Below are 21,629 nucleotides of genomic sequence, written 5' to 3' on the forward strand. Positions count from 1 at the left end.
TCGTCGTAGCCGGGGCAGATCGCTCACGAGCCAGGGATCAGTGAACAGACGATCTACGTCTGGCCATGCGCACCGGCCTCACCCTGCGGACTGCGGACTGCGGACTACGGAGCGGTGCGGCCGGCGATGATCCCGCCCGGGTCATCGGCCGGCGCGATCAGTGCCGTGACGCATTTGCCGACCGGCTCACGCCGCACCTCGTACGCCTGACTGACGGCAAGGGCGATTTCCAGGCCGTGCCGCCCCACCCGCTGCGGGTCGGTGGCAGCGCCGTCCGGCAGGACCGGATCGCTGTCCCACACCGACACGCGCACCGCGCCCTCACTGATCTGCAGATCGAGCGTGACCGGGCCCGGCGCGTACTTCACCGCGTTCGTCACCAGCTCGCTGACCACCAGCTGCGTCATACCCAGCGCCCGCTGCGACACCGGGAACCCGCGCACGGCCTGCACATCGGCGAGGAAGCTCGTGGCCAGGTGCCGCGCGTCGCCGATACAGGAGGAGTCGCCCCCGTAAGCGGCCGACGCCGACAGCGGACCGCCCCCGGTCTTCTGTCCCTCGTCCCCCACGGCCTGCCCCATGCGCCCGCCCCGTCCCACATGATCGTCACGCGGAATCCACGCTGTGCCCGCGAGCATCGCACGGTCACCTGTCGGCTGCCCCGCACTCGGGGATTCAGCCGGCCCCGCGGAACGCGGTTGACATGAGGGGCAGCGTGCGCTTGCGTGGCGGGCAGGGGCTTCGCAGCAGCGAGGTCCTACGTCAGCAGGCAAGGGAGACGGGATGAGTCAGGCCCACCTGAGCGTCTCCCAGCACACCACCGCTGATCACGTGCGCGTCCTCGCCCCGGCCGGGGAGATCGACCACACCACGGCCGGCACCTTCCGCCAGGCCCTCACCACAGAGGACGGCTGCGTCCGGCACACAGTCATCGACTTCCGGCACGTCACGTTCATGGATTCCAGCGGTATCAACGTTCTCGTCGCCGCGGACAACGCGGCCCGCAACAGCGGCGGCTGGCTGCGCCTGGCTCACACCCCGAGGCCCATGCTCGACCTCCTGCACATCGTCGGCCTCGATGACGTCATTCCTCTGTATCCCACCCTCAACGAGGCTCTCGCACGGGAAGCCGCCGCCTGATCCACGGCTTCCACTCCTGACCGCGGGGCCGCCGCGCTACCGGCGGCCGAGCGCGGCGCCTCCGGCCGACGCGCAACACCGTGGGCATGCCCTGATCCGCGGCTGCGTCGCCGCCCATCCCGCCCGTCCCTCGCCCTCAATCCAGCAGGGACATGAGCGAAAGCGGCCGCGACGGGGCTTCCATCCGGTCGACGAAGCGTTAGGGGACGACTCCCGGTCTGTGCGTGAGCGAGATTTCCGACGGCGCCCCGGCGAGCTGGGCCCATTCGGACGAGTCCGCAGCGCCGACGGATCAGGTGCGGGGAAAGGCGGAACGGCCAGCGTGCGGGCGATCGTGCAGGCGGCCCCACGGCGTCGTTCCGACGCGCAGCCTCGATCAGCGTCTCAGTGACAGCCGTGCGGAAGGACGAAGCCCTCTTTGTCGCCGTACACGAGCACACCCGCCGCCTCATCCAGCGCCAGGCCTCCGGGGACCGCCCCGGGAGCCGTCACGGCGAGATCGGTGCTCCTCAGTCCACTACGAACGTGCCGCCCGCGGCCGTCGCCACGCCCGCCCCGAGGGCGGCTGCCGGCGTCCAGACCGGTGACCAGGGTGCTGCTCGCCCGCACCGCTTCGTCGTGCAGGGCGAGCAGACGGGACACCGCGTCCACGTCGTTGGCCTGGTCGGCGTAGTGGCTGCCAGGCACGCAGGCGCGGGCGATCACGGGTGCTGGGCACGCCCGCATCAAGCCGCCTGGCCAGTCCGACCCCACTCCCCGTCACGCGCCCCGCTGACCGACACCGGCACGCCCGTACGGATGCCGGACGCCTGCGCCCCCGCCGACCTGGACACGTAGCTCGTCGCGCAGGGGCGGACGGCGATGCCGCGCGTTGCCATGCGGATGACCGGTCCGGGGTAGCCGGTGTCGTCGGACAGGGTGTTGCTGCCGCCGCCCGGGGCGAGGGACGCCATCAAGCCTTCGCTGAGTCGCCGACGTTGAGTCCGAACGGGCACAAAGCGCCGTTTCGCAGGGGCCGTTGTGACGCCAGGGACGCGGGCGATTCCGGATTGGCACTGGAGGGTGCCTTCAACCATCATGGAGCTATGACGGGGGTGGAGTTGCCGTGTTCCGGCGGCTGACGGCGAGGGTGGTCTTATTGACCGCGGCGGGATCTGGCTTCGGTCTGGCGCTGTTTCTCTGGGCGCAGGGCCTGGACAGGGCGACCGAGTGGCTGAGCCTGGTAAGTGGTGCGTTGGCAGTCGTCGGTGCTGCCGAACAGCGGGTGCGCGGCATGGTGCACTGGCTTGGGCAGCGCACAGAGCTGCAGCCCGAAGAGGCGGCCGAGCTGCTGGCCGGGGAACTGCGACGGCAGTGGCGGGACTGGGAGGAGTGGCCGGAGAACGGCAACCATGGGCATCTGCCAGTTCGGTGGAGAGTGACCCGGGAGGCGGAACACGCCATGGCCGGGGTGGGCTGGGACGACATCGGGGCCGAGAGCGGTCTGCTGGAGCCGCATCTTCTGGCTGGTGAATACACCGCTGTGCATGAGGCTTTCAGTGAACGACTGCCCCATCGCCGGCTGGTCATCCTGGGCCAAGGCGGCGGCGGTAAGAGCTCGCTGGCCCGGCGGCTCGCGTGCGAGCTGCTGCTCAGGTGGAATCCGGGGGACCGGGTGCCAGTAGTCCTCCCCCTTGAGTCATGGGAACCCGAGAAGGAGGATCTGTACGCCTGGGTGTCCCGGAGGCTGAACCGCGACCACCCCAAGCTGCGAAGACTGTGGTCCTCGCCGCTGGGGAGCGGCGAACCGGTGCCGCTCTCGCGGGAACTGGCCGAGTCCGGTCGGCTGCTGCTTGTCCTCGACGGTCTGGACGAGCTGCCCCGGGCATCGCGAGGCACCGCGCTGCGGAAGATCGGGCAGCTGCGAACGGCGCCGGTCGTCGTGACCAGCCGTACCTCCGAATACCTCCAGGCGGTCGAGGACGCCGGACTTGGGCTGCCCAACGCCGCAGCGGTCGAGCTGTCTCCCGTCGACGTGCCGGCGATCAAGAGGTACCTCGCCAGGACCACATCGCAGTTCCCGCCTGGCCGATGGAACGACGTCTTCGCCCACCTGGACCGGGGTGAGGGCAGCGTGGTGGCTCAGGCCCTGCAGATCCCGCTGATGATCTGGCTGGCCTGCACCGTGTACCAGGAGACCAGCTCGCGCCCGGCCGAGCTGGCCGATCCGGCGGCCTTCCGGAACGCCACGGATGTCGAACACCACCTGATCGACAGCCTCATCGCGGCGGCCTTCGTCCATGCGGAGCGGCACAGTGGACCAGCCACAGTGGGCAGAGCACGGCGCTGGCTGCGGTTCCTGGCCCGCTGGCTCGAGAAGGAAGGCACTTGGGACCTCGACTGGTGGCGGTTGCACAGGGCCGCCACCCGGCCCGCCGACCGGCTCGCCACCAGCCTGCCGGTCGGCCTCGCCGCCGGAATCCCCACCGGGATCATCACCGGTGCCATGGCCGGACAGTGGACCGGGCTCGCCTGCGGCACGGCCATGACCGTCCTGGGCACCCTCCGCGCCTACTCCCCAGCCGTACGTCCCTTCGGGGACCGGCTTCCAGGACCGGTCCTCGGACGCGCCATCGCCCTGATCACCGGGCTGGTCACCGGCCTCCCCGCCGTGCTCCACGGCCGGCTCGCCACCGGCGTCGGGCAGGGCACCTGCGCGGGGATCCTCGCCGGTCTGGCCGCCGGGTTCGTCATCCATCAAGGCCGCGCCGAGCCAACCCGGGTCACCGTCGACCTCCACAGCAACCGCCGGATCATCCTGCGGTCCGTGGGCATCGGAGTGCTCACCGGCCTGCTGTTCGGTGCCGCACTCGGCGCGGCACTCGGCCTGGTCAACGGCCCTCGCACGGGCCTGGTCTTCGCTGCCCTGTCCGTCGCCATGGGGCTGGCCCTGGGCATCGTGGACGGCCTGCACATCTGGATCGACGCCGAGACCAACCTCGCCCAGTCGATCAGCCCGCGCACCGTGCGCCGCGACGACCGCACCGCCGCCCTGGCCCGCGCCCTGGTCGCCGGGCCCTTGGTCGGCGTCGGTAGCGGTCTCACCGCCGCCTTCGCCTACGACCCCGCCATCGGTACCACCCTGGGGTGTGCCATGGCATTCGCGTTCATCACCACCGACCGCATGGTGGGCATCACCGCCACCGCCTGGGGTCGCTTCACCCTTGTACGAGCCTGGCTGGCCCTGCGCCGCCGACTCCCCTGGCATCTCATGAGCTTCCTCGACGATGCCCACACACGCGGGATCCTGCGCCGGTCGGGGACGGCTTATCAGTTCCGTCACCCCAGGCTGCAGCAGCGTCTCGCGGCGCGGGACTCCGCTCTGTGACTCTTTGTGTTCTTCGCCTCCCCCACCTCCGACGATCCCTCTCCCACGGCAGGAAGCCGCTGGTGAACTTCGTGATCTACGCCCACCGAGTGAGCGGCATCCTCGCCCAGCCGTGACGCGAGCTGCTGGCCCCGCCGGCAGATGATCTCCGCAGCGGGTGCTCCTTGAGCCAGGCCCTGAACGACTCACCCACCACGCAACGACCAACCCCCAGGGAGACGGCGCCACTTCATGGGCGTGGGTCGGCGTTTGCCGCCGCAAGGCATCGAGTGGCTCCCAGGTGAGGAGAAGCACGAGAAGAGACGTCTCGTCACCGCGGTCAGCACCCAAGGGCGCACTCGTCCGGCCGCAGTGTGACCGCATGAGCGACGGCATCGGTGGAACCCGCACGAGCGACGTGCGTCCGGCGGGCGGACGCGGAACGGAGCAGGACCATGCCGGTCGATCTCGCGGGGTTCCTCGGGGTGGTGCTGCTCGCCTACCTGGTGCCCGGTCCCGACTTCCTGGTCATCGTGCGGGCCGCGGCGCGGCGTGCCTCGTTCGGCCGGGTGGCCGCCCTCGGCGCGCAGACCGGGCTGTGCGTACACATGTGCGCGGCGGCCCTCGGCCTGTCGGTGATCGCCGCCCGGTCGGCCGCCGCGTTCACCGTCATCAAGCTGGCGGGCGCCGCGTATCTGGTCTACCTCGGTGTACGGGCCCTGCTGGACGCCCGCAACGAAGCCGGCGCCCACCGGGAACGGCCCCCGGCACGCGCGGAGGCGTCACCTGACGGCTCCGAACCGCAGGCACGGCAGGTCACGTCCGCCGAGCACCGGGACAGTTTCACGCAGGGGTTCCTCACCAATGTGCTCAACCCCAAGGCGGCCGTGTTCTTCCTGAGCATCCTGCCGCAGTTCGCCGACCGGGACGGTTCACTGACCGAGCAGGTCTTCCTGCTCGGTGCGCTCGACGTCGTCGTAGGCATCGCCTACTGGCTCGCCCTGGTGGGCGTCGCCGCCCGTCTGCGCACGGTGCTGGGCCGTCCGTCCTGGCGCCGCCGCTGGGAGCGGATCAGCGGCTGTCTCTTCATCGCCATCGGCATCGGGGTGGCCGCGGTCGAGTGAGCGTCCGGCTCCGGGTCCACTGCGGCCGGCCCTCGCGCGCCTCACCGCTGGTGAGAGCCAGTGGTGGCATGGGCAAGCAGGGTGAGCGCGGCCTCTGAGGCGGTTCCCGGTTCGGTGGTGGCCACGACGAGGGCCTGTTCCGGTGAATGCGAGGGGGTGAGTGTCTGCTGGGTGATGGTCAGTGAGCCGATCAAAGGGTGGTGCAGGTCCAGCACGGCGGTGTCACACGCGTGGACGCGGTGATCGGTCCACAGTTCGGCGAATTCGGGGCTCTGCAGAACGAGATGTCCGATGAGGGAGGCGAGCCGCGGGTCGTCCGGATGGCGGCCGGCCACGAGGCGGAGGTGCTCGACCACCGCCTGGGCTTTGCTGTCCCAGTCGGTGTACAGCGCGCGTATGTGCGGGTCGAGAAAGACGAGTTCCGCCGTGTTCGGACGCTCCCGCGGTCTTTCCGGGGCGTTGAAGTCGAGGTGACCGGCGAACAGGGCATGGCCCAGGCCGTTCCAGGCCAGCACGTCACCGCGGCGCCCCGTCACCACGGCCGGTACGTCGTCCATCGTGCGCAACAGCTGACGCATCGCCGGTGTGACGCGTTCCGGTGTTTCCTGGGGCGCGGCGGTGCGCCGCTTGGGCGCCCGGGCCAGATCGGCCATGTGGGCCGTCTCGTGGTCGTCCAGTTGCAGAGCACGCGCGATCGCGTCCAGGACTTCGGGGGAGGCATTGAGGGAGTGGCCCTGTTCCAGGCGGCTGTAGTACGAGGCGCTGACCCCGGCGAGCAGGGCTATCTCCTCGCGGCGCAGGCCGGGCACCCGCCGTCGCTCACCATAGGTCGCCAGACCGATGTCCTCCGGGCGCAGGCGGGCCCGGCGTGCCCGAAGGAACTCACCGAGGTCGGCGTAGACGTGCATGGCCGCCAGTATGCACGGGGGTCTGCTGCCCAGCCTCACCCTGCCGGGGATAGGCAGCGCAGGGTGTGGCTGACCAGGCACAGGCGGCGGAGGGTGGATGGGACAAGCAGTTCGACCGCCCCGTTCGAGGAGATCGTGATGAGTGCCTACCTGGTCATCGACATTCACCCCACCGACGCCGAGGAGATGGGCCGATACAGCGAGGGCGCCATGCCCATCCTCCAGAAGTTCGGTGGCAAGGTGATCGCTTTCGACCCTGCCGCAGTGCCGCTGGAAGGGGATTGGACCCCCACTCAGGTGATTCTGGTCGAGTTCCCCGACAAGGAAGCGATTCAGGCGTACCTCGCCGCCCCCGAGTACCAGCCGTGGAAGAGGATCCGTCAGGCGAGTTCCGTCGGACGCTCGGTTGCCGTCGACTCCGTGTGACACAAGGCCCGCGGTGGCCGCGCGGCCGGTGCGATTCCGGCACGTCCGACCTGCCCCTTTGATCCGAACTGTGGCGTCGTGCCGTAAGGCCGACGCCCGACCATTCCTGTTCATGCTTTCCGAGAGGCCTCCCCATGAAGATCGCTGTTTACGGCGCCACCGGATTCGTCGGCCGATTGGTCAGCGCCGAATTGCGGCGCCGAGACCTCACCCCGGTCCTCGTCGGCCGTGACAAGGACCGTCTGCACGCAGCGGCGAGCGCGAGCGGCGGGACAATGCCGGACATACGGGTCGCCGCGCTCGACGACCCCGCCGCACTCGCCGCGGCGCTCCACGGGATCGACGCCGTCATCAACTGCGCCTCGCCCTTCACCTCCTTGGGAGAGCCCGTGATCCGGGCGGCTGTCACCGCTGGAGCGCACTACGTCGACGTCTCGGGCGAAGAGCTCTACATCAAGGGAGTGCTCGAGCGCCACGCCGAGGCCGCGAAGCGGGTGGGGGTGACCGTCGTGCCGGCTGCCAACAATGACTGCCTCACCGGTGATCTGCTCGGCCATCTGGCGGCCGAAGGTCTCGGCGAAATCGAAACCCTCAGCGTCGCCTTCCGCGCCACCGACGCCGAAGCCTCACGCGGCACCGTCCTCATGGCGCTCACGACCAAGGACACCATGCGCAACGGAGGGCTTGCCTGGAGCCAGGGCACCTACCGCACAGAAGCACGGCCGAGGCGCACCACGGTGCTGTGGCCCGGCGCCGAGGAAGAGGTCCCCGTCGTCCGGTTCGCCATGCCCCCGGCCATCACCATCCCCCGGCATGTGCCCACCCTGCACAGCGAGGGCTTGGCCAGCCCCGAGATCCACGCCCTCTTCGCCGGCGCCACGCAGGAGATGGCGGACAGCATGCCCGTGCGGCAGGGACCCGGCCCCGCAAGCCGGGCCCGTGCCCGATTCACCCTCGTCATCGACGTCACCGCCGTCGACGGCCGCCGGCGCAGGGCCGTACTGCAGGCGCCCGACATGTACGGCACTACGGCGGTCATCGCCGTCGAAGCGGCTCGGCGACTGGTGGCCGACCCGGTTCCCTCCGGGGCCTTGGCACCAGCAGAGGTGTTCGACGCACGTGACTTCCTCGACTACCTCGTCCCCCACGGTCTGACCTGGCACGTCAGCAGCGCGGAGAAGTGACCTTCGCGGGGCGGGGCGGGCCGGTCCGGCCCCGCACCCAACGCGCCTGCGCAGCAGCCGCAGTGAAGCTCGCGGACGTACAGGGGCATCACCGCGAAGGTGGACGAGAGGTGCGGCATCCTCACCCGCCCGTCCGCGCGACCCGGACGGCCGCCCGGCCGTCCGTAAACAGCCGCCGCGAAGGAGGCGCAGGCGTCCGCTCCCCCGCTGCGCGACCTTCCGTGCGGCTGTCTTTCGACAGCGGATTGAGACAACGCCGGGCGGGCCGCGTATCGCTACACAAGGAAAGCGGACGTGCCACGGATGTGGGTGAGGAGGAGTGCCGATGGAATGCGACGGCTCCGCACCGCAGCCGACGCGAGCGTCGGAGCGCCACGCGGCGCAAGAAATCCAGGACTCGTTTCAGCGGATCCTGGACGCCCTTGACGCGGCACGCGCCGAGCTTCACGTGAAGGACGGGTACCAGGGAACGGCAAGCCCGCCGCGATCCTTTGATCATCACGGCGAAGCGGCCGGGAACTACGCCTACGCGGAAACAGCCCGGTCTCCGTCGTCGCCCCCGGAGCCTCCTCCGTACCAGCGGACACAGGTGGTGGGGCCTGGACTCGAAGGCCTGGTTCCCGTCCCTCCACAGGGCGTGCTGCCGTCCGTCGTGGATCCGCCGCGAACGGGTCGCGTACGGCGGGCGGCGCAGGACGCCGTGGTGCAGCCGCTGTGGTCACGCGGCGTGCGACCGGATGCGGTTCCGCCGCCGGAGGCAAGACAGCCACCCATCGCAAGCGGGGGAGGTCCGACGCGGTCCGAGCCGTCGGCAGCCTTGGCGTTCCCGGATGCGCGGCAGGAAAGCGTGCGCCACAGGGCGGACTCGCCTGCGGACATCCCCCGACCGGCCGCCCGGCAGCGCTCGGCACCACGCGAGGCCGGACCCGCCGCCCCTCCCCATCACGCGCCCCCGCGCCCGGAACCCGTCCGCCCGCCCGTGCCGAAGGAGAGCCCAGGACATCGGCGCTTCACCGACCGGCGGCACACCCGGATCGCCGGAGTCTTCGGACTGGGCGCCGTGAGCGGATTGGTCCTTGCCTCTTCGCTGCTCATGAACAAGCCCTCCGCTCCGGCGGTGCCGCCCGCATCCCTGGGGCAACAGGACCGGCCAGTTCCTGACGACCCCACTCCCACGGTCCCGTCCCCGCCCTCCGCGGATCCGGACCAGCCCGTGCCCGGCGACACCTCGCTCCCCGAGATCCCGGGCACCGGGGTACTGCGTCAGGGCGACAGTGGCCATGGGGTGTACGAGTTGCAGGTACGTCTGCTCCAGGTCCCGCAGGTCTACGACGGCGGTGCCATCGACGGCCGCTTCGACACGGAGGTCCGGCAGGCTGTGGCCCGATTCCAGGAGTGGTACGGCGTCCGCGGGGACGAGACCGGCGTCTACGGGGACAACACGCGTTACGCCCTCATGCTGCGCACGAAGTAGTCGCCACCAGCCCTCATGGCTGCCGGGAGAGCCGGGAAGCGACGTGGCACTCGACGGCTGCCGGCGGCGTGGGCCGAGGGTCCTGCGCCGCCGACCAACGGGACAGCGGTGCTGGGCGCGGAGGTTCGCCCTCTATGTCCGGTCCGGCAGCCTGGCTGCTTCCCGTGCGTCGGAGTAGATCACCAGCGTCTGTTCCGGATCTTCAGCCAGGTGGAACGCGGTGTACGCGAAATCGACCACCCCGCGTTCCGGGCACCGCAGCCGCTTGCGTCCGCCGTGCCGGGTCTGCACGTCGTACCGCGGCCACCAGGCACTCGCCTCCGGGCTGCCCGCCTTCAACTCGTCGACCAGCCCGTCATAACGGGTGTCGCCGGGATGGCGGGCAGCCAGTGTCCGCAACCGGGCGAGGAGCCCGCGCGCCTCCTGCTCCCACTCGACCAGCACGTCCCGGGCGGCGGGCTCGAGGAACACCCAGCGGGCGAAGTTCGGCGGCCGGCCCACGGCCGCGGTGAGATCCGGGAACAGTTCCTCGGCCGCCCGGTTGTGACTGAGCACCTCGTACGTGCCGCTGATGATGTACGCCGGACTCGGCTGGAGCAGTAGCGGCACGCCCGCCACCTCGGCAGCGAGCGGCTCGGGCTGCGCCGCCTTCGTCACGGGCGCGTGACCGGCCAGCTGGAACAGGTGCACGCGCTCGTACCGGTCGAGCCGCAGCGCCGTGGCGAGGGCGTTGAGCACCTGGTCCGAGACGCGTATGTCACGGCCCTGCTCGAGATACGTGTACCAGGTGGCGCTGATGCCGGCGAGCAGGGCGAGTTCCTCACGGCGCAATCCCGGCGTCCGACGGCGGCCGGTCCGAGGCAAACCCACGTCGTCCGGGGTGAGCCGCTCTCTGCGGCTGCGCAGGAAAACACTCAGCTCACGGCGCTCGTCCGGCTGTGTCGGCATGGTGGGAGTCCTGCTTCCAGAATAAACGGGCTCTGGATACCAGGCTAAGCCGGGCGGAGACTGCTGTCCGGCCGGCTTGCGGGAGATCGCTCATCAGCCGGTCACACAGAACGCAGAGAAGGGTCAGGCAATGATTTCGGGAACTGACGGCAAGGTTGTGGCCGTTACGGGTGCCAGCAGCGGCATCGGCGAGGCGACCGCACTGCTGCTCGCCGAGCGGGGCGCGCGTCTTGTCCTGGGTGCTCGCCGGGCCGAGCGCCTCGCCGACCTGGTGGGCCGGATCGAAGAAGCGGGCGGCGAGGCCGTGCAGATCCGCACCGACGTGACCCGGCGGGACGACCTGCACGCTCTGGTCGCTCTCGGCCGGGAGCGATTCGGCCGGCTCGACGTACTGGTCAGCAATGCCGGATCCGGGACCGTCTCGCCCCTCGACGATCTACGCGTCGAGGAGTGGGACCAGATGGTCGACGTCAACATCAAAGGCGTGCTGCACGGAATCGGCGCCGCGCTGCCGGTCTTCCGGGCGCAGGGTTCCGGTCACTTCGTCACCACCGCCTCCACGGCGGCATTCCGCATCGTGCCCACCATGGCTGTCTACGCCGGTACGAAGTTCGCCGTGCGCGCCATCTGTGAGGGACTGCGCCAGGAAGCGGGTGACTCCCTGCGGGTGACCACCGTCTCACCCGGCCCCGTCCACACCGACTTCGCGGAGGCGTCCTCGAATCCCCGGGTCAGGGCGCGGATCGCGCAGACCCGGGACCAGATCGCGATCCCGCCCGATGCGGTCGCCCAGGCCATCGCGTTCGCGATCGAGCAGCCCGGTACCGTGGACGTGAGCGAGATCGTCGTTCGGCCCACCGCTCAGAACTGACTCCGCCGGTCGCCACACCCTCGTCTGCCTCAGCGTCCCGGCAGACGCGTGGTGACCTAATGGCCGGACTGCATGCCGGCTTCGTTGACACCGACTTGGCGCGCGGCATCGACGCAGAGAAGAGCCGGCCGCCCCTGTCGCGGCAACGGCGCTCGAAGCATGGAGAACGGTAAGGAGGAGGTACTGGCGGACGAGCAGTCGAGGCGGGTCAAGAGCACGCCCTGCACAGACCGGGGCTACCATCTCGACCCTCCGGACATCGCCTGACCAACGGCCGCGGCTGCGCTGCTACGCCTCGTACGGCGTCGATGCGAAGGCCGGGCCGATGCCTCCGCGTCGGATCGGTCGTCTCAGCGGTCGTCTCAGTGGTCGACGAGCGTGCGAAGGAGTTCCAGGCCGGCCTGCCAGTCGCCGAGGCCGCTGTCGGAATTGATGTGGCCGCGGCTTCCGACGAGATGCCACTGCGCCTGCCACTCGCGGGCGAATGAGGCGGACGTCGTCGGGTCGCAGTAGGGGTCGTCGTCGCCGGCCACCACCAGGCTGCGGCACGGCAAGGGGCGAGCGGACAGGTCCACGAACGTGGCTGCGGCCTGACGTGGGAATGCCGCTCCCCGGGGATTCGGAGGCGCGACCAGGAACGCTGCTAGTCCGTCGGGTTGCGCCCGGTCCAACCACTGCGCAGCTGCCCAGCAGCCGAGGCTGTGAGCCACCAACGCCACCTGGTTGTCACGCCGCGAAGCGATCTCGTAGGCAGCCTGGACTGCGGCAACCCAGTCCGGCAGGTCCGGCATGCTCCACGAGGCCGGTGCGATCCGGACCGCTGAGGCTCCCCACTGCTTCTCCCACAAGCTCTGCCAGTGCCGCTCGTCCGAACCGTCGATCCCGGGGATGATGACGTACGCGACCATCGCTTACCGTCCTTCCAACCGTGGCCCCACACCTCGTGGGACTTACCCTGCGGTGATTCTCGATGGGTCAGCGGCAGCAAGCAGGCTGAACAAGTGATCTCAAAGAAAGGGGGGGTGACAACGATGGAATCACTCGACGACATCGACCGTGCCATCCTGGAACTGCTCCAGACCGACGGCCGGCTCACCGGAGCCGAGGTCGGACGCCGGGTCGGGCTGTCCCAGCCAGCCGCCAGCGCCCGCATCCAACGTCTGGAGAAGAACAGGGTCATCACCGGCTACCGCGCCATAGTCGCCCCAGCCGAAGTCGGGTTGAACGTCCATGCCGTCATCCGGCTGCGCACCACCCACGCGCAGTTGTCCCGAGCACTCACCCTCGCGGCACAGACTCCCGAGGTCGTCTCGACCCTCCGCGTGACCGGTGAGGACTGCCTGCTGTTCGACGTGCACTGTTCTCACGCCGAACGCCTTGAGCAAGTCGTGGACTCCCTCGCCCGTTATGGACCCGTCACCACCTCCCTCGTCCTGCGCAGCTACCCGCCCAAATCGCTGCCGACGGCAACGTCGGCAACGTCATGACCCGCCAGCAGGGTGGAGGATCACGGTGCTGCTGGGCGGACGACGCAGCCGGTCCAGGTGCAGCGGAGAGGGACCGGCTGCGCCTGGCGGCAACCGCGTGATCAGGAGCGTCAAGAGCCGGCTGTGCCCGCCCAGGCGCGGAAACCGATGCAGCCGGGGTAGGGCACGGCCACGGAGGCACCGGTGTCCGTGAGTTGCCCGGATGCCGGGTCGGCACCGAAGAGGTTCACCCGTGCCGCTCGCCTCGTGCGCGACGAACAGCCGGCGGCCGCCGGGGTGGAGGGAGAAGCTCCACGGGGTGACGCCCGCGCGGGGGATGCGCTGAACCTCGGTGAGCAGGCCGGTCCTCGGGTCCGCCGAGAAGATGACCAGAGTGTTCTCGCCGCGGTTGGAGGTGTGGACGTGGCGGCCGTCGCGGCTGATGGCCGGTTCGGCGGCACTTGTGGCGCCCGTGTGGTCCGGCGCGTTCGTCGACAGCGTCTGGCGGGGTGTCGGCATGCCCTGTGCTGTGTCCCACCGCAGGGCCTGGATGTCCGCGGTCAGCTCGTTCAGCGGGTACCGTCCGCCCGCTCGGGTGGAAGGCCAGGCGCCGCGGGACCGACCGCGCTGCCGTCGGGCAGGAGCCGGGGCCGTCGGGTGTGCCGGCGGGCATCCGGTGCGTGGTCCGGTCGTGGTCGTGGACGAAGACACGGGGCATGGGCGCCGAGTGTGAACGGGGAGTGCTCGGCGGCCATACTGGGGGCATGGAACGCATCGGGGGGTACCTCGTCGAGCGCAGGCTCGGCGAGGGCGGCATGGGGACCGTATATCTCGCGCGGACGCGAGGAGGACGTGCCGTCGCGGTGAAGGTCGCCAAGGCGGAGCTGGCAGCCGATCCGGTCTTCCGCGAGCGCTTCCGCAGCGAGGTCGAGGCGGCCCGCGCGGTGGGCGGTTTCCACACGGCGCCCGTCGTGGACGCGGACGTCGACGGTGAGCCGCTGTGGCTGGCGACCGCCTACATCCCCGGCCCGACCCTCGCGGCACGGCTCGCCACCGAGGGCGCGATGGACGAGCCGCAGCTGCGGGCGCTGGCCGCCGCGCTGGCCGAGGCGCTGGAGTCCATCCACTCCTGCGGCCTGGTGCACCGCGATCTCAAACCCGGCAACATCATCATGGCCGCGGACGGGCCGCGGGTCCTCGACTTCGGCATCGCCCGAGCCGTCGAGTCCACCCGCTTCACCGCCACCGGCACCGCCTTCGGAACCCCCGGCTTCCTCGCGCCCGAACAGGCCCTGGGCCACGATGTGACCGGCGCCGCCGACGTGTTCGCCCTGGGTGCCGTCCTGGTCGCCGCAGCGGGCGGCAGCGCCTGGGGCGAGGGCACGCCCATGGGGCTGATGTACCGTTCCGTCCACGAAACACCGGACCTGTCCGCCGTGCCCGCCGGGCTCGTCGACCTGGTGTCGGCGTGCCTGGCGAAGGAGCCCTCCACCCGGCCGACGCCCACCGAGTTGCTGGACCGGCTGACGGGCGCCGCACCGGAATCGGCCCGGCCCGAGGCGACGTACACCCCGACGCTCACCGCACCCCCGCCGCCCGCCCTGCCCCCGGCGGCACCCCCGCAACACGCTTCGCCTCACCTCACGCCGACCCCTCCGGCTTCCGCTCTCCCCACCACGCCCCCGCACCTCCCGGTACCGCCCGCGTTCCCGCCGCAGGTGCCCTATGGATTCGGGCCGCCGGTCCCGTACGCCGGTCCCGAAGTCGTGCTGGCCGACAAGGACGTCCGGGTTGTCGTGAACGCCACCGGGGTGATCCTTGAGGTGGCGGGCGCCGCCGCGGACTTCGATTGGGCGGAGATCGCCCAGGTCGTACGCACCCGGCGGGGCAGCCGCCTCACGGTGGCCGTGCGACTGTGGGACGGCGGCGTGTACGCCTGCGAGGTGAACGCGCGCCGGGCGGCCCGGCTCGGCGAATGGCTGGCCCAGCTCGATGCCGTCCTCGCCCGGTATCTGACCCGGTAACGGTCGCCGTCCTGTTCGCTCACAGCCGCGGCGGGCGTACCACCCCGTGACGCCCCTGCGCGGCCTGATCACGACTGGCTCACCGGCCGTTCCTGACCCTCCGTCGACCGCAGCCGTCCGCGATCCGGCCCCGCTGATCGGACATCGCCCGACCAGCGGGGCCGCATCAGCGCTGCGGCCTGCCGGCCACCGCGGATCATGACGACACCCCCATTCGCCCCGCTCAGTCGATAAGGCACCGCCCCTTTCCTGCGACTTGATCCGCCGGACAGGCCCTAACCGCGGCGCACCGACGGATCGTGCACGGCCTCGTCCCGGTCTTCGTCGGGATTCCGTCCGGAACCGATGGGTCCGGCGGCTGTGCCGGCCGCCCCTTCCTCCGCCCGGTCCCCGTGCCCCGGCCACCACGCCGCATGGCCGATGAGCGCGGTGAGGCTCGGAGTGAAGAACATCGCCATGACGAAGGCGGCGACCGCGATGCCGAAGGAGACCGCGAAACCCATCTCCGTGAGCAGCGAGTTGCCCGCCAGCATCATCGTGGCAAAGGTCGCCGCCAGGATGAAGCCCGCTGCGGCCACGGTCGGCCCGGCATGCCTGAGCGCCATGCCGGCTGCCTCACGGGGCTCGCGGCCTTCACGTGCCTCCTCGCGGAGCCGGGCGATCATGAGGATGTTGTAGTCGGTGCCGATGGCGACCACGAACAGATACATGATCACCGGCAGCATGAACATCAGACCCGAGTGGCCCTGTCCCTCCTGGAAGATCCACACGGTGGCGCCGAGGGTGGCACCGAAGCCGAGCCCCACCGAGGCGATCAGGTACCAGGGGGCGACCACGCTGCGCAACAGCAGCCCCAGGATGACCATGATGAGGACGGCGGCGACAGGGAAGACCGTCCGGTAGTCGTGGTTGACCGCGGTGTTGATGTCCTTGTAGATCGAGGACATGCCGCCGACGAGGGCTTCGGTGCCGTCAGGGGCGTCGGAGTGCGCGGTCTGGCGCACCCTGCCGACGGCATCGATCGCCTTGTCCGTCGATGCCTCGTACTTGAGCGTGACGGTGAAGTCCGCTGTGGTGCCGTCCTTGTTCACCTGGGTCATACGGGCGCTCGCGACGCCGTCCACGGCGCCGAGTTTCTTCGCGTACGCGTCGAAGACGCCCTTGTCCAGCGGCGTGCCGTCGGCGCTGGAGAGGTAGACGTCGGTAGGCGCCGCGGCACCCGCCGAGTACGCCCTCTGCATCTCGTCCTGGACGACCATGGACTCCTTGGTCTTGGGCATGGACCCCGACGCCAGGTCGAACGTGGCCTTGTAGCCGAACGTGCCCAGCGACAGCAGGAGCAGGACGAGGCCGGATGCCACGGCGGTCAGCGCCGGGCGACGCTGCACGCCACGGCCGAGGGCGGCGAAGCGGGCGTTGTCCGGCTCCTGTTGCCAGGACTTGGAGGGCCAGAAGACCTTCGGCCCGATGAGCGAGACCACGGCCGGGATCAGGGTCAGGCCCGCGATCAGGGTGGCGGCGACCGCGATGGCCAGCGCGGGGCCCATCTGCTTGAGGAAGCCCAGCGTGGACAGCACCAGCGCGAGGAAGGCGATGATGACCGCCCCGGCGGCCGAGGCGATGGCCTCGCCGACCCGGCCGACCGCGTTGACCATGGCCTCCTTGGACTCGTCGCCGGCGCGCAGACGTTCGCGGTAACGGAACATCAGGAAGAGGAAGTAGTCCGTTCCCACGCCGAAGAGCACGACGATCAGGATCGACGAGATCGAACTGTTGGCCTGCAGATCGAACAGCTTGGTGGCGTACGCGATCAGCCCGTTGGCGATGGCGGACACCAGACCGATCAGGACCAGGGGTAGCACGGCCAGGATCGGCGCCCGGAAGATGATCAGCAGGGTCACGAGGATGATGACGAACGTGCCGATGCCTATCAGTGCCTGGCCACGCCGGGACGAATCCTGCTGGTCGAGCGCCTGCGCGGCGGAGCCGCCGAGCTTGACGTCAAGATGCGTGCCCTTGACCAGCTCTTTCACGTCCTCGCGCAAGACCTTCGCCGCGTCGGCCTGCTTGGGCTGGCCGGCGTTCTTGCTGTCCATCTGAACCAGGGTCAGGGCATGCCTGCCGTCCTTGGACGGCTGGCCGGGGACGACCTTCTGCACCTGGTCGATGTGCTTCTTGCCCAGTTCGGAGGTGATCCGGGCGACGTCCTGTGTGTCGGCGGCGGTCAGCTTGCCGCCGTCGGTGCGCTGGTACAGCGCGATCGCGGACGGGGTGAAGGCGCTGGGGAACGCCTTCTGCTGGAGATCCGCCGCTTTGATGGATTCGTAACTTCTGGGCAGGAAGCTGCTCTCGTCGCTGTTCGAGGGCAGACTCGGAGCGGTGGCGACGATCGCCACCGCCGCGACTAACCATGCCACGATCGTCCAGACAGGATGCCGGACGACAGCGTTGCCAATACGTCGGAACATGCGGGAGGGTCCTCCTGGAAAGGAAGATCACCGCAGCCCGGGGAGCGGACCCTGGCATCGGCGACCCCGACCGGCACGCACCCAAGGGGCCGGTCGAACGGTTGTCTTGGGCTCCGATCGTAGTGACCGGAATCCACGAGATCATTCCCCCTGCTTGTGCGGCGGTCCTCATCGAGGAGTGCCGGCACCATCTGTACGCTTGGCCCGACCTGGCCCCGCTGGAGAGTTCGGACCGACCTCATGGACCTCGTCTTCGCCGGCTGCGTGATCGAATGGCGCGGACCGTCATGGTTTTACTTCATCACCGTGCCGGACGAGGAGTCCACCGACATCCGCGAGGTGGCCGCGATGGCCACCTACGGCTGGGGGGTGATCCCCGTCGCAGCCCGGATCGGCGAGAGCGCCTTCACCACCTCGCTCTTCCCCAAGGACGGCGGCTATCTGCTGCCACTCAAGAGTGCCGTGCGCAAGCCGCTCGGCCTCTCAGCGGGTGACCTCGTGACCGTGGAGATGACGGTCCACCTCCAGCGGCCTGTCTGACAGGGCGCTGGGGACTGTGCCACAGCTCAACCTGACGACGCCGACAAGTGGGACAGGATGCCGCACACCTCGTCCACGATCTCCCGCACCTCCGCCTCGTCCGCGCAGTCGCCGAGTTCCCGAGCCGCCCCACCGATGACCGTGGTCAGCACGATCACCCGTACCCGCCCCGCGCGACGCCGTTCGTCCACCTCCAGCAGCCGGGCGTTGCGCCGCACCCACGCACGGTCCCATTGCCGGCGCAGCGCGTCGAAGCCCGCCGGGCCGTCGTCCTCGGCGAGCAGCCTGCCGATGCCGCGGTTCTCCCAGACGCCCTCAAGGTAGCCCCGCGCCCCCTCCACGAAAAGAGTGATCGGGTCGTCCACCCCTCGGCCGCGCGCCTCGGCCACCACCCCCGCGGTCCGGCGTTCCTGTTCCTCCCGGAAGTCCTGCCACAGCTCCAGGTACAGCCCCCTCTTGCCGCCGTAGTGCTGGAAAAGGCTGCCCACCGGGAGGCCGGAGCGTGCCGCGATCTCGGTGAGGCTGGCGTCGGTGTAGCCGCGCTCGGTGAACACCTCCAGCGCCGCGTCCAGCAGCGCGCGCCGAGCCGAGCCGTCCGGCACGGCGGGGATCTCCTGTACGACCGGCGGCTGATCCACGGCCCCGGTCCAGGCCGACTCAACGGTCTCACTCACCGCTGCCCTCACCTTCTTGGGCCCCGTCGCGGATGGCGAGGGCGACCAGCAGTTCCAGCAGGTCCGCGATCCGGCGCGGATTGCGGCCGGTGCGTTCCTCGATCCGGCGCAACCGGTAGTGCGCCGTGTTGTGATGCACGCGCAGCCGGTCGGCGGCCAGCCGCAGGTTCAGGTCCGCGTCGGCGAACGCCCGCACCGTGGCCGCCAGGGTGTCCCCGCGCCGGCGGTCCTCCTCCAGCAGCGCGCTCACCCGGGGGTCGACCAGCTGACGGGCGATGTCGTCGGCGCGCAGCGCCAGATAGTCGAACGGGGAGAGCCTGGGCAGCGCCGCCACGCCGCCCCCGGCCGGAACCAGCTCGAGCGCTTCCCGTGCCTCCTGGTAGGCACGGGGCAGCTCACACGCGCCGCGGGCGAGTGTGCTGATGCCCATGGAGAGCACCATCCCCTCGCGGGCGAGCCGCTGCTGCATGGCGTCGAAGTGCGCGCACACGTCCTCTTCGTCCATGCCGGCCCGCACCAGCGGCACGGCCACCACCTCACCGTGGCGCACGACCACCAGGGGTCTGCCGGCCCAGAAACCCGCGACGGTGATCGCCGCGCTCGTGGCGTAGCCGTTCTCGGCCGGGGCCGTGCCCCCGGTGCGGGTGTCACGGACACAGGCCGCCACGACCACCATCATCGGCGAGCGGGGCCCGATGCCGTACGCCTGCGCCGCGGCGAGCAGCGGACCACGGGTCGGCGCCACCCCCGCCAGGAGCTCTTCCAGGAGGTCCCTGCGCTCCCGGTCCGCGTCCGCCACGACGTACTGCTGATACTCCACATAGGCCTGCGCCGCATGCGTGCTGGCGAAGTCCACGTACCGCATCAAAGGTGTGACGAGGGACAACGCGGCCTGCTGCGCCGTCGGCGCGATGCCCGCGCACTCCAGCAGCGCGTCCCAGAAAACCTGCCGGCCGACCCGGAAGGCACTCATCCAGTCCTCGAGGGCGAACCCCGCGCGTGCTCTGCGCATGGCCGCCGCGCGGCTGAAGACCAGGTCCTCCGGCGCGATCTCCCGCTCACCCGCCAGCACCGTCAGTGCGATCCTGTAGTGCGAGAGCACCTGGTCCCGTACGTCGTCGAAGAACCGCTCGTTCTGCACCGCGTACGACGGGATCTCCCCCCGCATCGCCGTCACGGCGGTGTCCGCCACCTCCTCGACCCGGTCCTGCACGGCGTGCAGGATCCGCCGCCGCTCCTGGTGGAGCGGTGCGGGGAGAGCGGAGGTGCCCACCAGGGGCGCACGAGGCATGGCGCAGATCGTCGCCGCATTGTCGTGCCGAGTCAACGGCTGCGGGAGCAGAGCTTCCCGGATTGTGCGCGGCGCACAGGTCATCGTTCGTGAGTTGGGTTCTCGCACCCAATGTGCGCCTTGACGGCGCCCCCCTACGGTGACGCTCTCCCATTGCTCAGGGACTCGGAAAGGGCGTCACTCATGCTCGCGGTCGAAGGTATCACCGTGCGCTTCGGCGGAATCACAGCTCTTGACGGTGTCGCGTTCGCCGTAGAGGCGGGCACCGCCGTGGGGCTCATCGGGCCCAATGGAGCCGGAAAGACCACGTTGTTCAACTGCCTCACACGGCGCTGCGCACCCGATGCCGGGACGGTGCGCTACGAGGGCGAGGACCTGCTCGGCCTCGCCCCGCACGCCGTCGCCGGCCGCGGCATCGCCCGCACCTTCCAGAACCTGGGCCTGTTCCCTCGGCTCACGGTCCGGGAGAACGTCATGGTCGGCGCGCACAGCAGGGGCCGCGCGGGGCACCTCGCCGCGGCACTGCGGCTGCCCCGCGTCCGGCGGGAGGAGGCGCGGCTGCGCGGCCAGGCGGACGAGCTGCTGCAGCGGCTGGGTCTGGCGGACGTCGCCGACCGGCCCGCCTCCGGGCTGCCCTTCGGCACGCTCAAGCGTGTGGAACTGGCCAGAGCGCTGGCGGTAGGGCCCCGGCTGCTGCTGCTCGACGAACCCGTCAACGGTCTCAGCCACGGCGAGGTCGACGAGTTCGCGGACCTGGTGCGCGCCGTGCGACAGGACTTCGACCTCACGCTCCTGGTGGTCGAGCACCACATGGGTTTCGTGATGGGCCTGTGCGACCAGGTGGTGTGCCTCGACTTCGGACGCAAGATCGCCGAAGGGCCGCCGGAACAGATCCAGCGCGATCCCGCGGTCATCGAGGCGTACCTGGGGGTGGCGGCGTGAACGAGCCCACTGCCGACCGCACCGACGACAGAGAGCCGGCCGAGCCGGACTTCCTGCGGGTGTCCGACCTGCACGCCGGATACGGCCAGGCCCGCGTGCTGCAGGGCCTCGACTTCTCCGTGGCGCGGGGAGAGGTGTGTGCCGTCCTGGGACCGAACGGCGCGGGCAAGACCACGACCCTCAGGGCCCTGTGCGGCATGGTCCGCGGCCGTGGCTCGGTGACACTGGACGGTACGCAGCTGCTGGGCCGCTCCCCCGAGCAGGCCGCGAGGCTCGGGGTGGCGCACGTACCCGAGGGCCGGGGCACCTTCAACGACCTGACCGTCGAGGAGAACCTGCGTGTCGGTGCCCACCTGCGCACCCGGGGCCTGCGCGGCCGCGGCGAGCGCGCGGCCGTGGCGGCCGACCTGGAGAGGATCTACACCTACTTCCCCAGGCTCCGCCAGCGCACCCGCCAGGCCGCAGGCAGTCTCAGCGGCGGCGAGCAGCAGATGCTCGCCATCGGCAGGGCGCTGATGCTGCGCCCCGCGCTGCTGCTCCTCGACGAGCCGTCCCTGGGCCTCGCGCCCCTGGTCACTCGCGAGCTGTTCGAGATCGTCCGTGCCGTGAACGAGGAGGAACACACCACCGTGGTCGTCGTCGAGCAGAACGCCCAACTAGCGCTGGACATCGCGCACCGGGCCCATGTCCTGGAGGCCGGCCGCCTGGTGCTGTCCGGACCGGCCTCGCAGATCCGCGAGGACGGGCAGGTCGCCGAGGTGTATCTCGGTGTCTCCGTCCGCTCCCGGCAGGGCGGGTGAGTA

22 protein-coding genes are annotated in these 21,629 nt (G+C 70.4%); 12 read left to right on the plus strand and 10 right to left on the minus strand.

Features of this window, described 5'->3' with window-relative positions; translation table 11 throughout:
* Nucleotides 1-104: 104 nt before the first annotated feature.
* Nucleotides 105-581 (minus strand): ATP-binding protein, encoded by a 477-nt coding sequence (locus ACIBBH_RS04055; protein WP_399401684.1) that lies wholly within the window; start codon nucleotides 579-581, stop codon nucleotides 105-107.
* Nucleotides 582-783: 202 nt separating this feature from the next.
* Between ACIBBH_RS04055 and ACIBBH_RS04060 the strand changes: the two genes are divergently transcribed.
* Entirely contained in the window at nucleotides 784-1,140 is a 357-nt protein-coding gene (locus tag ACIBBH_RS04060) for an STAS domain-containing protein (protein WP_399401686.1), read from the plus strand.
* A gap of 384 nt (nucleotides 1,141-1,524) precedes the next feature.
* Here the strand turns inward: ACIBBH_RS04060 and ACIBBH_RS04065 are convergent, their stop codons facing one another.
* Both ACIBBH_RS04065 and ACIBBH_RS04070 read right to left on the minus strand, forming a co-directional pair.
* Nucleotides 1,525-1,845, minus strand: coding sequence for a hypothetical protein (locus ACIBBH_RS04065; protein ID WP_399401688.1), 321 nt, complete (start codon nucleotides 1,843-1,845; stop codon nucleotides 1,525-1,527).
* Nucleotides 1,846-1,865: 20 nt separating this feature from the next.
* Nucleotides 1,866-2,093, minus strand: a complete 228-nt coding sequence (locus ACIBBH_RS04070) for a hypothetical protein (protein ID WP_399401690.1) — start codon at nucleotides 2,091-2,093, stop codon at nucleotides 1,866-1,868.
* Nucleotides 2,094-2,413: 320 nt separating this feature from the next.
* Between ACIBBH_RS04070 and ACIBBH_RS04075 the strand changes: the two genes are divergently transcribed.
* A complete protein-coding gene (locus ACIBBH_RS04075) occupies nucleotides 2,414-4,507 on the plus strand; it encodes an NACHT domain-containing protein (protein ID WP_399401692.1) in 2,094 nt (697 codons plus the stop codon).
* Nucleotides 4,508-4,941: 434 nt separating this feature from the next.
* Complete coding sequence (locus ACIBBH_RS04080) at nucleotides 4,942-5,610, plus strand: LysE family translocator (RefSeq protein WP_399401694.1); 669 nt, start codon at nucleotides 4,942-4,944, stop codon at nucleotides 5,608-5,610.
* 41 nt (nucleotides 5,611-5,651) lie between these two features.
* On the opposite strand, the gene ACIBBH_RS04085 is transcribed toward ACIBBH_RS04080, so the two are convergent.
* Nucleotides 5,652-6,518, minus strand: coding sequence for a helix-turn-helix domain-containing protein (locus ACIBBH_RS04085; RefSeq protein ID WP_399401695.1), 867 nt, complete (start codon nucleotides 6,516-6,518; stop codon nucleotides 5,652-5,654).
* A gap of 138 nt (nucleotides 6,519-6,656) precedes the next feature.
* On the opposite strand from ACIBBH_RS04085, the gene ACIBBH_RS04090 reads away from it, so the two are divergent.
* The 3 genes from ACIBBH_RS04090 to ACIBBH_RS04100 all read left to right on the plus strand — a co-directional run bounded on the left by ACIBBH_RS04090 (nucleotide 6,657) and on the right by ACIBBH_RS04100 (nucleotide 9,602).
* Nucleotides 6,657-6,944 carry a DUF1330 domain-containing protein gene (locus tag ACIBBH_RS04090; RefSeq protein WP_399401697.1) on the plus strand — a complete coding sequence of 96 codons (288 nt, stop codon included), beginning with the start codon at nucleotides 6,657-6,659 and terminating at the stop codon, nucleotides 6,942-6,944.
* Nucleotides 6,945-7,078: 134 nt separating this feature from the next.
* On the plus strand, nucleotides 7,079-8,128 hold the full coding sequence (locus ACIBBH_RS04095) for a saccharopine dehydrogenase family protein (RefSeq protein ID WP_399401699.1): 1,050 nt from the start codon (nucleotides 7,079-7,081) through the stop codon (nucleotides 8,126-8,128).
* Between the two features lie 1,093 nt (nucleotides 8,129-9,221).
* Nucleotides 9,222-9,602 carry a peptidoglycan-binding protein gene (locus tag ACIBBH_RS04100; protein WP_399401701.1) on the plus strand — a complete coding sequence of 127 codons (381 nt, stop codon included), beginning with the start codon at nucleotides 9,222-9,224 and terminating at the stop codon, nucleotides 9,600-9,602.
* Nucleotides 9,603-9,734: 132 nt separating this feature from the next.
* Here the strand turns inward: ACIBBH_RS04100 and ACIBBH_RS04105 are convergent, their stop codons facing one another.
* On the minus strand, nucleotides 9,735-10,550 hold the full coding sequence (locus tag ACIBBH_RS04105; protein ID WP_399401703.1) for a helix-turn-helix transcriptional regulator: 816 nt from the start codon (nucleotides 10,548-10,550) through the stop codon (nucleotides 9,735-9,737).
* 133 nt (nucleotides 10,551-10,683) lie between these two features.
* Between ACIBBH_RS04105 and ACIBBH_RS04110 the strand changes: the two genes are divergently transcribed.
* Nucleotides 10,684-11,421, plus strand: a complete 738-nt coding sequence (locus ACIBBH_RS04110) for an SDR family oxidoreductase (protein WP_399402682.1) — start codon at nucleotides 10,684-10,686, stop codon at nucleotides 11,419-11,421.
* Nucleotides 11,422-11,783: 362 nt separating this feature from the next.
* Here the strand turns inward: ACIBBH_RS04110 and ACIBBH_RS04115 are convergent, their stop codons facing one another.
* Nucleotides 11,784-12,329: an RBBP9/YdeN family alpha/beta hydrolase gene (locus ACIBBH_RS04115; RefSeq protein ID WP_399401705.1), complete on the minus strand. Its 546-nt coding sequence runs from the start codon at nucleotides 12,327-12,329 to the stop codon at nucleotides 11,784-11,786.
* 123 nt (nucleotides 12,330-12,452) lie between these two features.
* On the opposite strand from ACIBBH_RS04115, the gene ACIBBH_RS04120 reads away from it, so the two are divergent.
* Nucleotides 12,453-12,908: an Lrp/AsnC family transcriptional regulator gene (locus ACIBBH_RS04120; RefSeq protein ID WP_399401707.1), complete on the plus strand. Its 456-nt coding sequence runs from the start codon at nucleotides 12,453-12,455 to the stop codon at nucleotides 12,906-12,908.
* On the opposite strand, the gene ACIBBH_RS04125 is transcribed toward ACIBBH_RS04120, so the two are convergent.
* Nucleotides 12,903-13,598 carry a lactonase family protein gene (locus tag ACIBBH_RS04125; protein WP_399401709.1) on the minus strand — a complete coding sequence of 232 codons (696 nt, stop codon included), beginning with the start codon at nucleotides 13,596-13,598 and terminating at the stop codon, nucleotides 12,903-12,905. The two genes, ACIBBH_RS04120 and ACIBBH_RS04125, sit on opposite strands and share 6 nt — an antisense overlap.
* Before the next feature lie 53 nt (nucleotides 13,599-13,651).
* Here ACIBBH_RS04125 and ACIBBH_RS04130 point away from each other — a divergent pair, with 53 nt between their 5' ends.
* Nucleotides 13,652-14,911, plus strand: a complete 1,260-nt coding sequence (locus ACIBBH_RS04130) for a serine/threonine-protein kinase (RefSeq protein WP_399401711.1) — start codon at nucleotides 13,652-13,654, stop codon at nucleotides 14,909-14,911.
* A 275-nt stretch (nucleotides 14,912-15,186) separates the two neighbouring features.
* Here the strand turns inward: ACIBBH_RS04130 and ACIBBH_RS04135 are convergent, their stop codons facing one another.
* Nucleotides 15,187-17,379: an MMPL family transporter gene (locus ACIBBH_RS04135; protein WP_399401713.1), complete on the minus strand. Its 2,193-nt coding sequence runs from the start codon at nucleotides 17,377-17,379 to the stop codon at nucleotides 15,187-15,189.
* Between the two features lie 240 nt (nucleotides 17,380-17,619).
* Between ACIBBH_RS04135 and ACIBBH_RS04140 the strand changes: the two genes are divergently transcribed.
* On the plus strand, nucleotides 17,620-17,919 hold the full coding sequence (locus ACIBBH_RS04140; RefSeq protein WP_399401715.1) for a DUF1905 domain-containing protein: 300 nt from the start codon (nucleotides 17,620-17,622) through the stop codon (nucleotides 17,917-17,919).
* 26 nt (nucleotides 17,920-17,945) lie between these two features.
* Here the strand turns inward: ACIBBH_RS04140 and ACIBBH_RS04145 are convergent, their stop codons facing one another.
* Nucleotides 17,946-18,593 carry a TetR/AcrR family transcriptional regulator gene (locus ACIBBH_RS04145; RefSeq protein WP_399401717.1) on the minus strand — a complete coding sequence of 216 codons (648 nt, stop codon included), beginning with the start codon at nucleotides 18,591-18,593 and terminating at the stop codon, nucleotides 17,946-17,948.
* Complete coding sequence (locus ACIBBH_RS04150; RefSeq protein ID WP_399401719.1) at nucleotides 18,586-19,884, minus strand: PucR family transcriptional regulator; 1,299 nt, start codon at nucleotides 19,882-19,884, stop codon at nucleotides 18,586-18,588. The genes ACIBBH_RS04145 and ACIBBH_RS04150 overlap by 8 nt, the downstream gene beginning before the upstream one ends.
* Before the next feature lie 183 nt (nucleotides 19,885-20,067).
* Here ACIBBH_RS04150 and ACIBBH_RS04155 point away from each other — a divergent pair, with 183 nt between their 5' ends.
* Nucleotides 20,068-20,826, plus strand: a complete 759-nt coding sequence (locus ACIBBH_RS04155) for an ABC transporter ATP-binding protein (RefSeq protein WP_399401721.1) — start codon at nucleotides 20,068-20,070, stop codon at nucleotides 20,824-20,826.
* Nucleotides 20,823-21,626, plus strand: a complete 804-nt coding sequence (locus ACIBBH_RS04160) for an ABC transporter ATP-binding protein (protein ID WP_399401723.1) — start codon at nucleotides 20,823-20,825, stop codon at nucleotides 21,624-21,626. The genes ACIBBH_RS04155 and ACIBBH_RS04160 overlap by 4 nt, the downstream gene beginning before the upstream one ends.
* The last annotated feature ends 3 nt before the right edge of the window (nucleotides 21,627-21,629 follow it).

Source organism: Streptomyces sp. NPDC051636 (genome assembly GCF_044453765.1).
Taxonomy (GTDB): domain Bacteria; phylum Actinomycetota; class Actinomycetes; order Streptomycetales; family Streptomycetaceae; genus Streptomyces.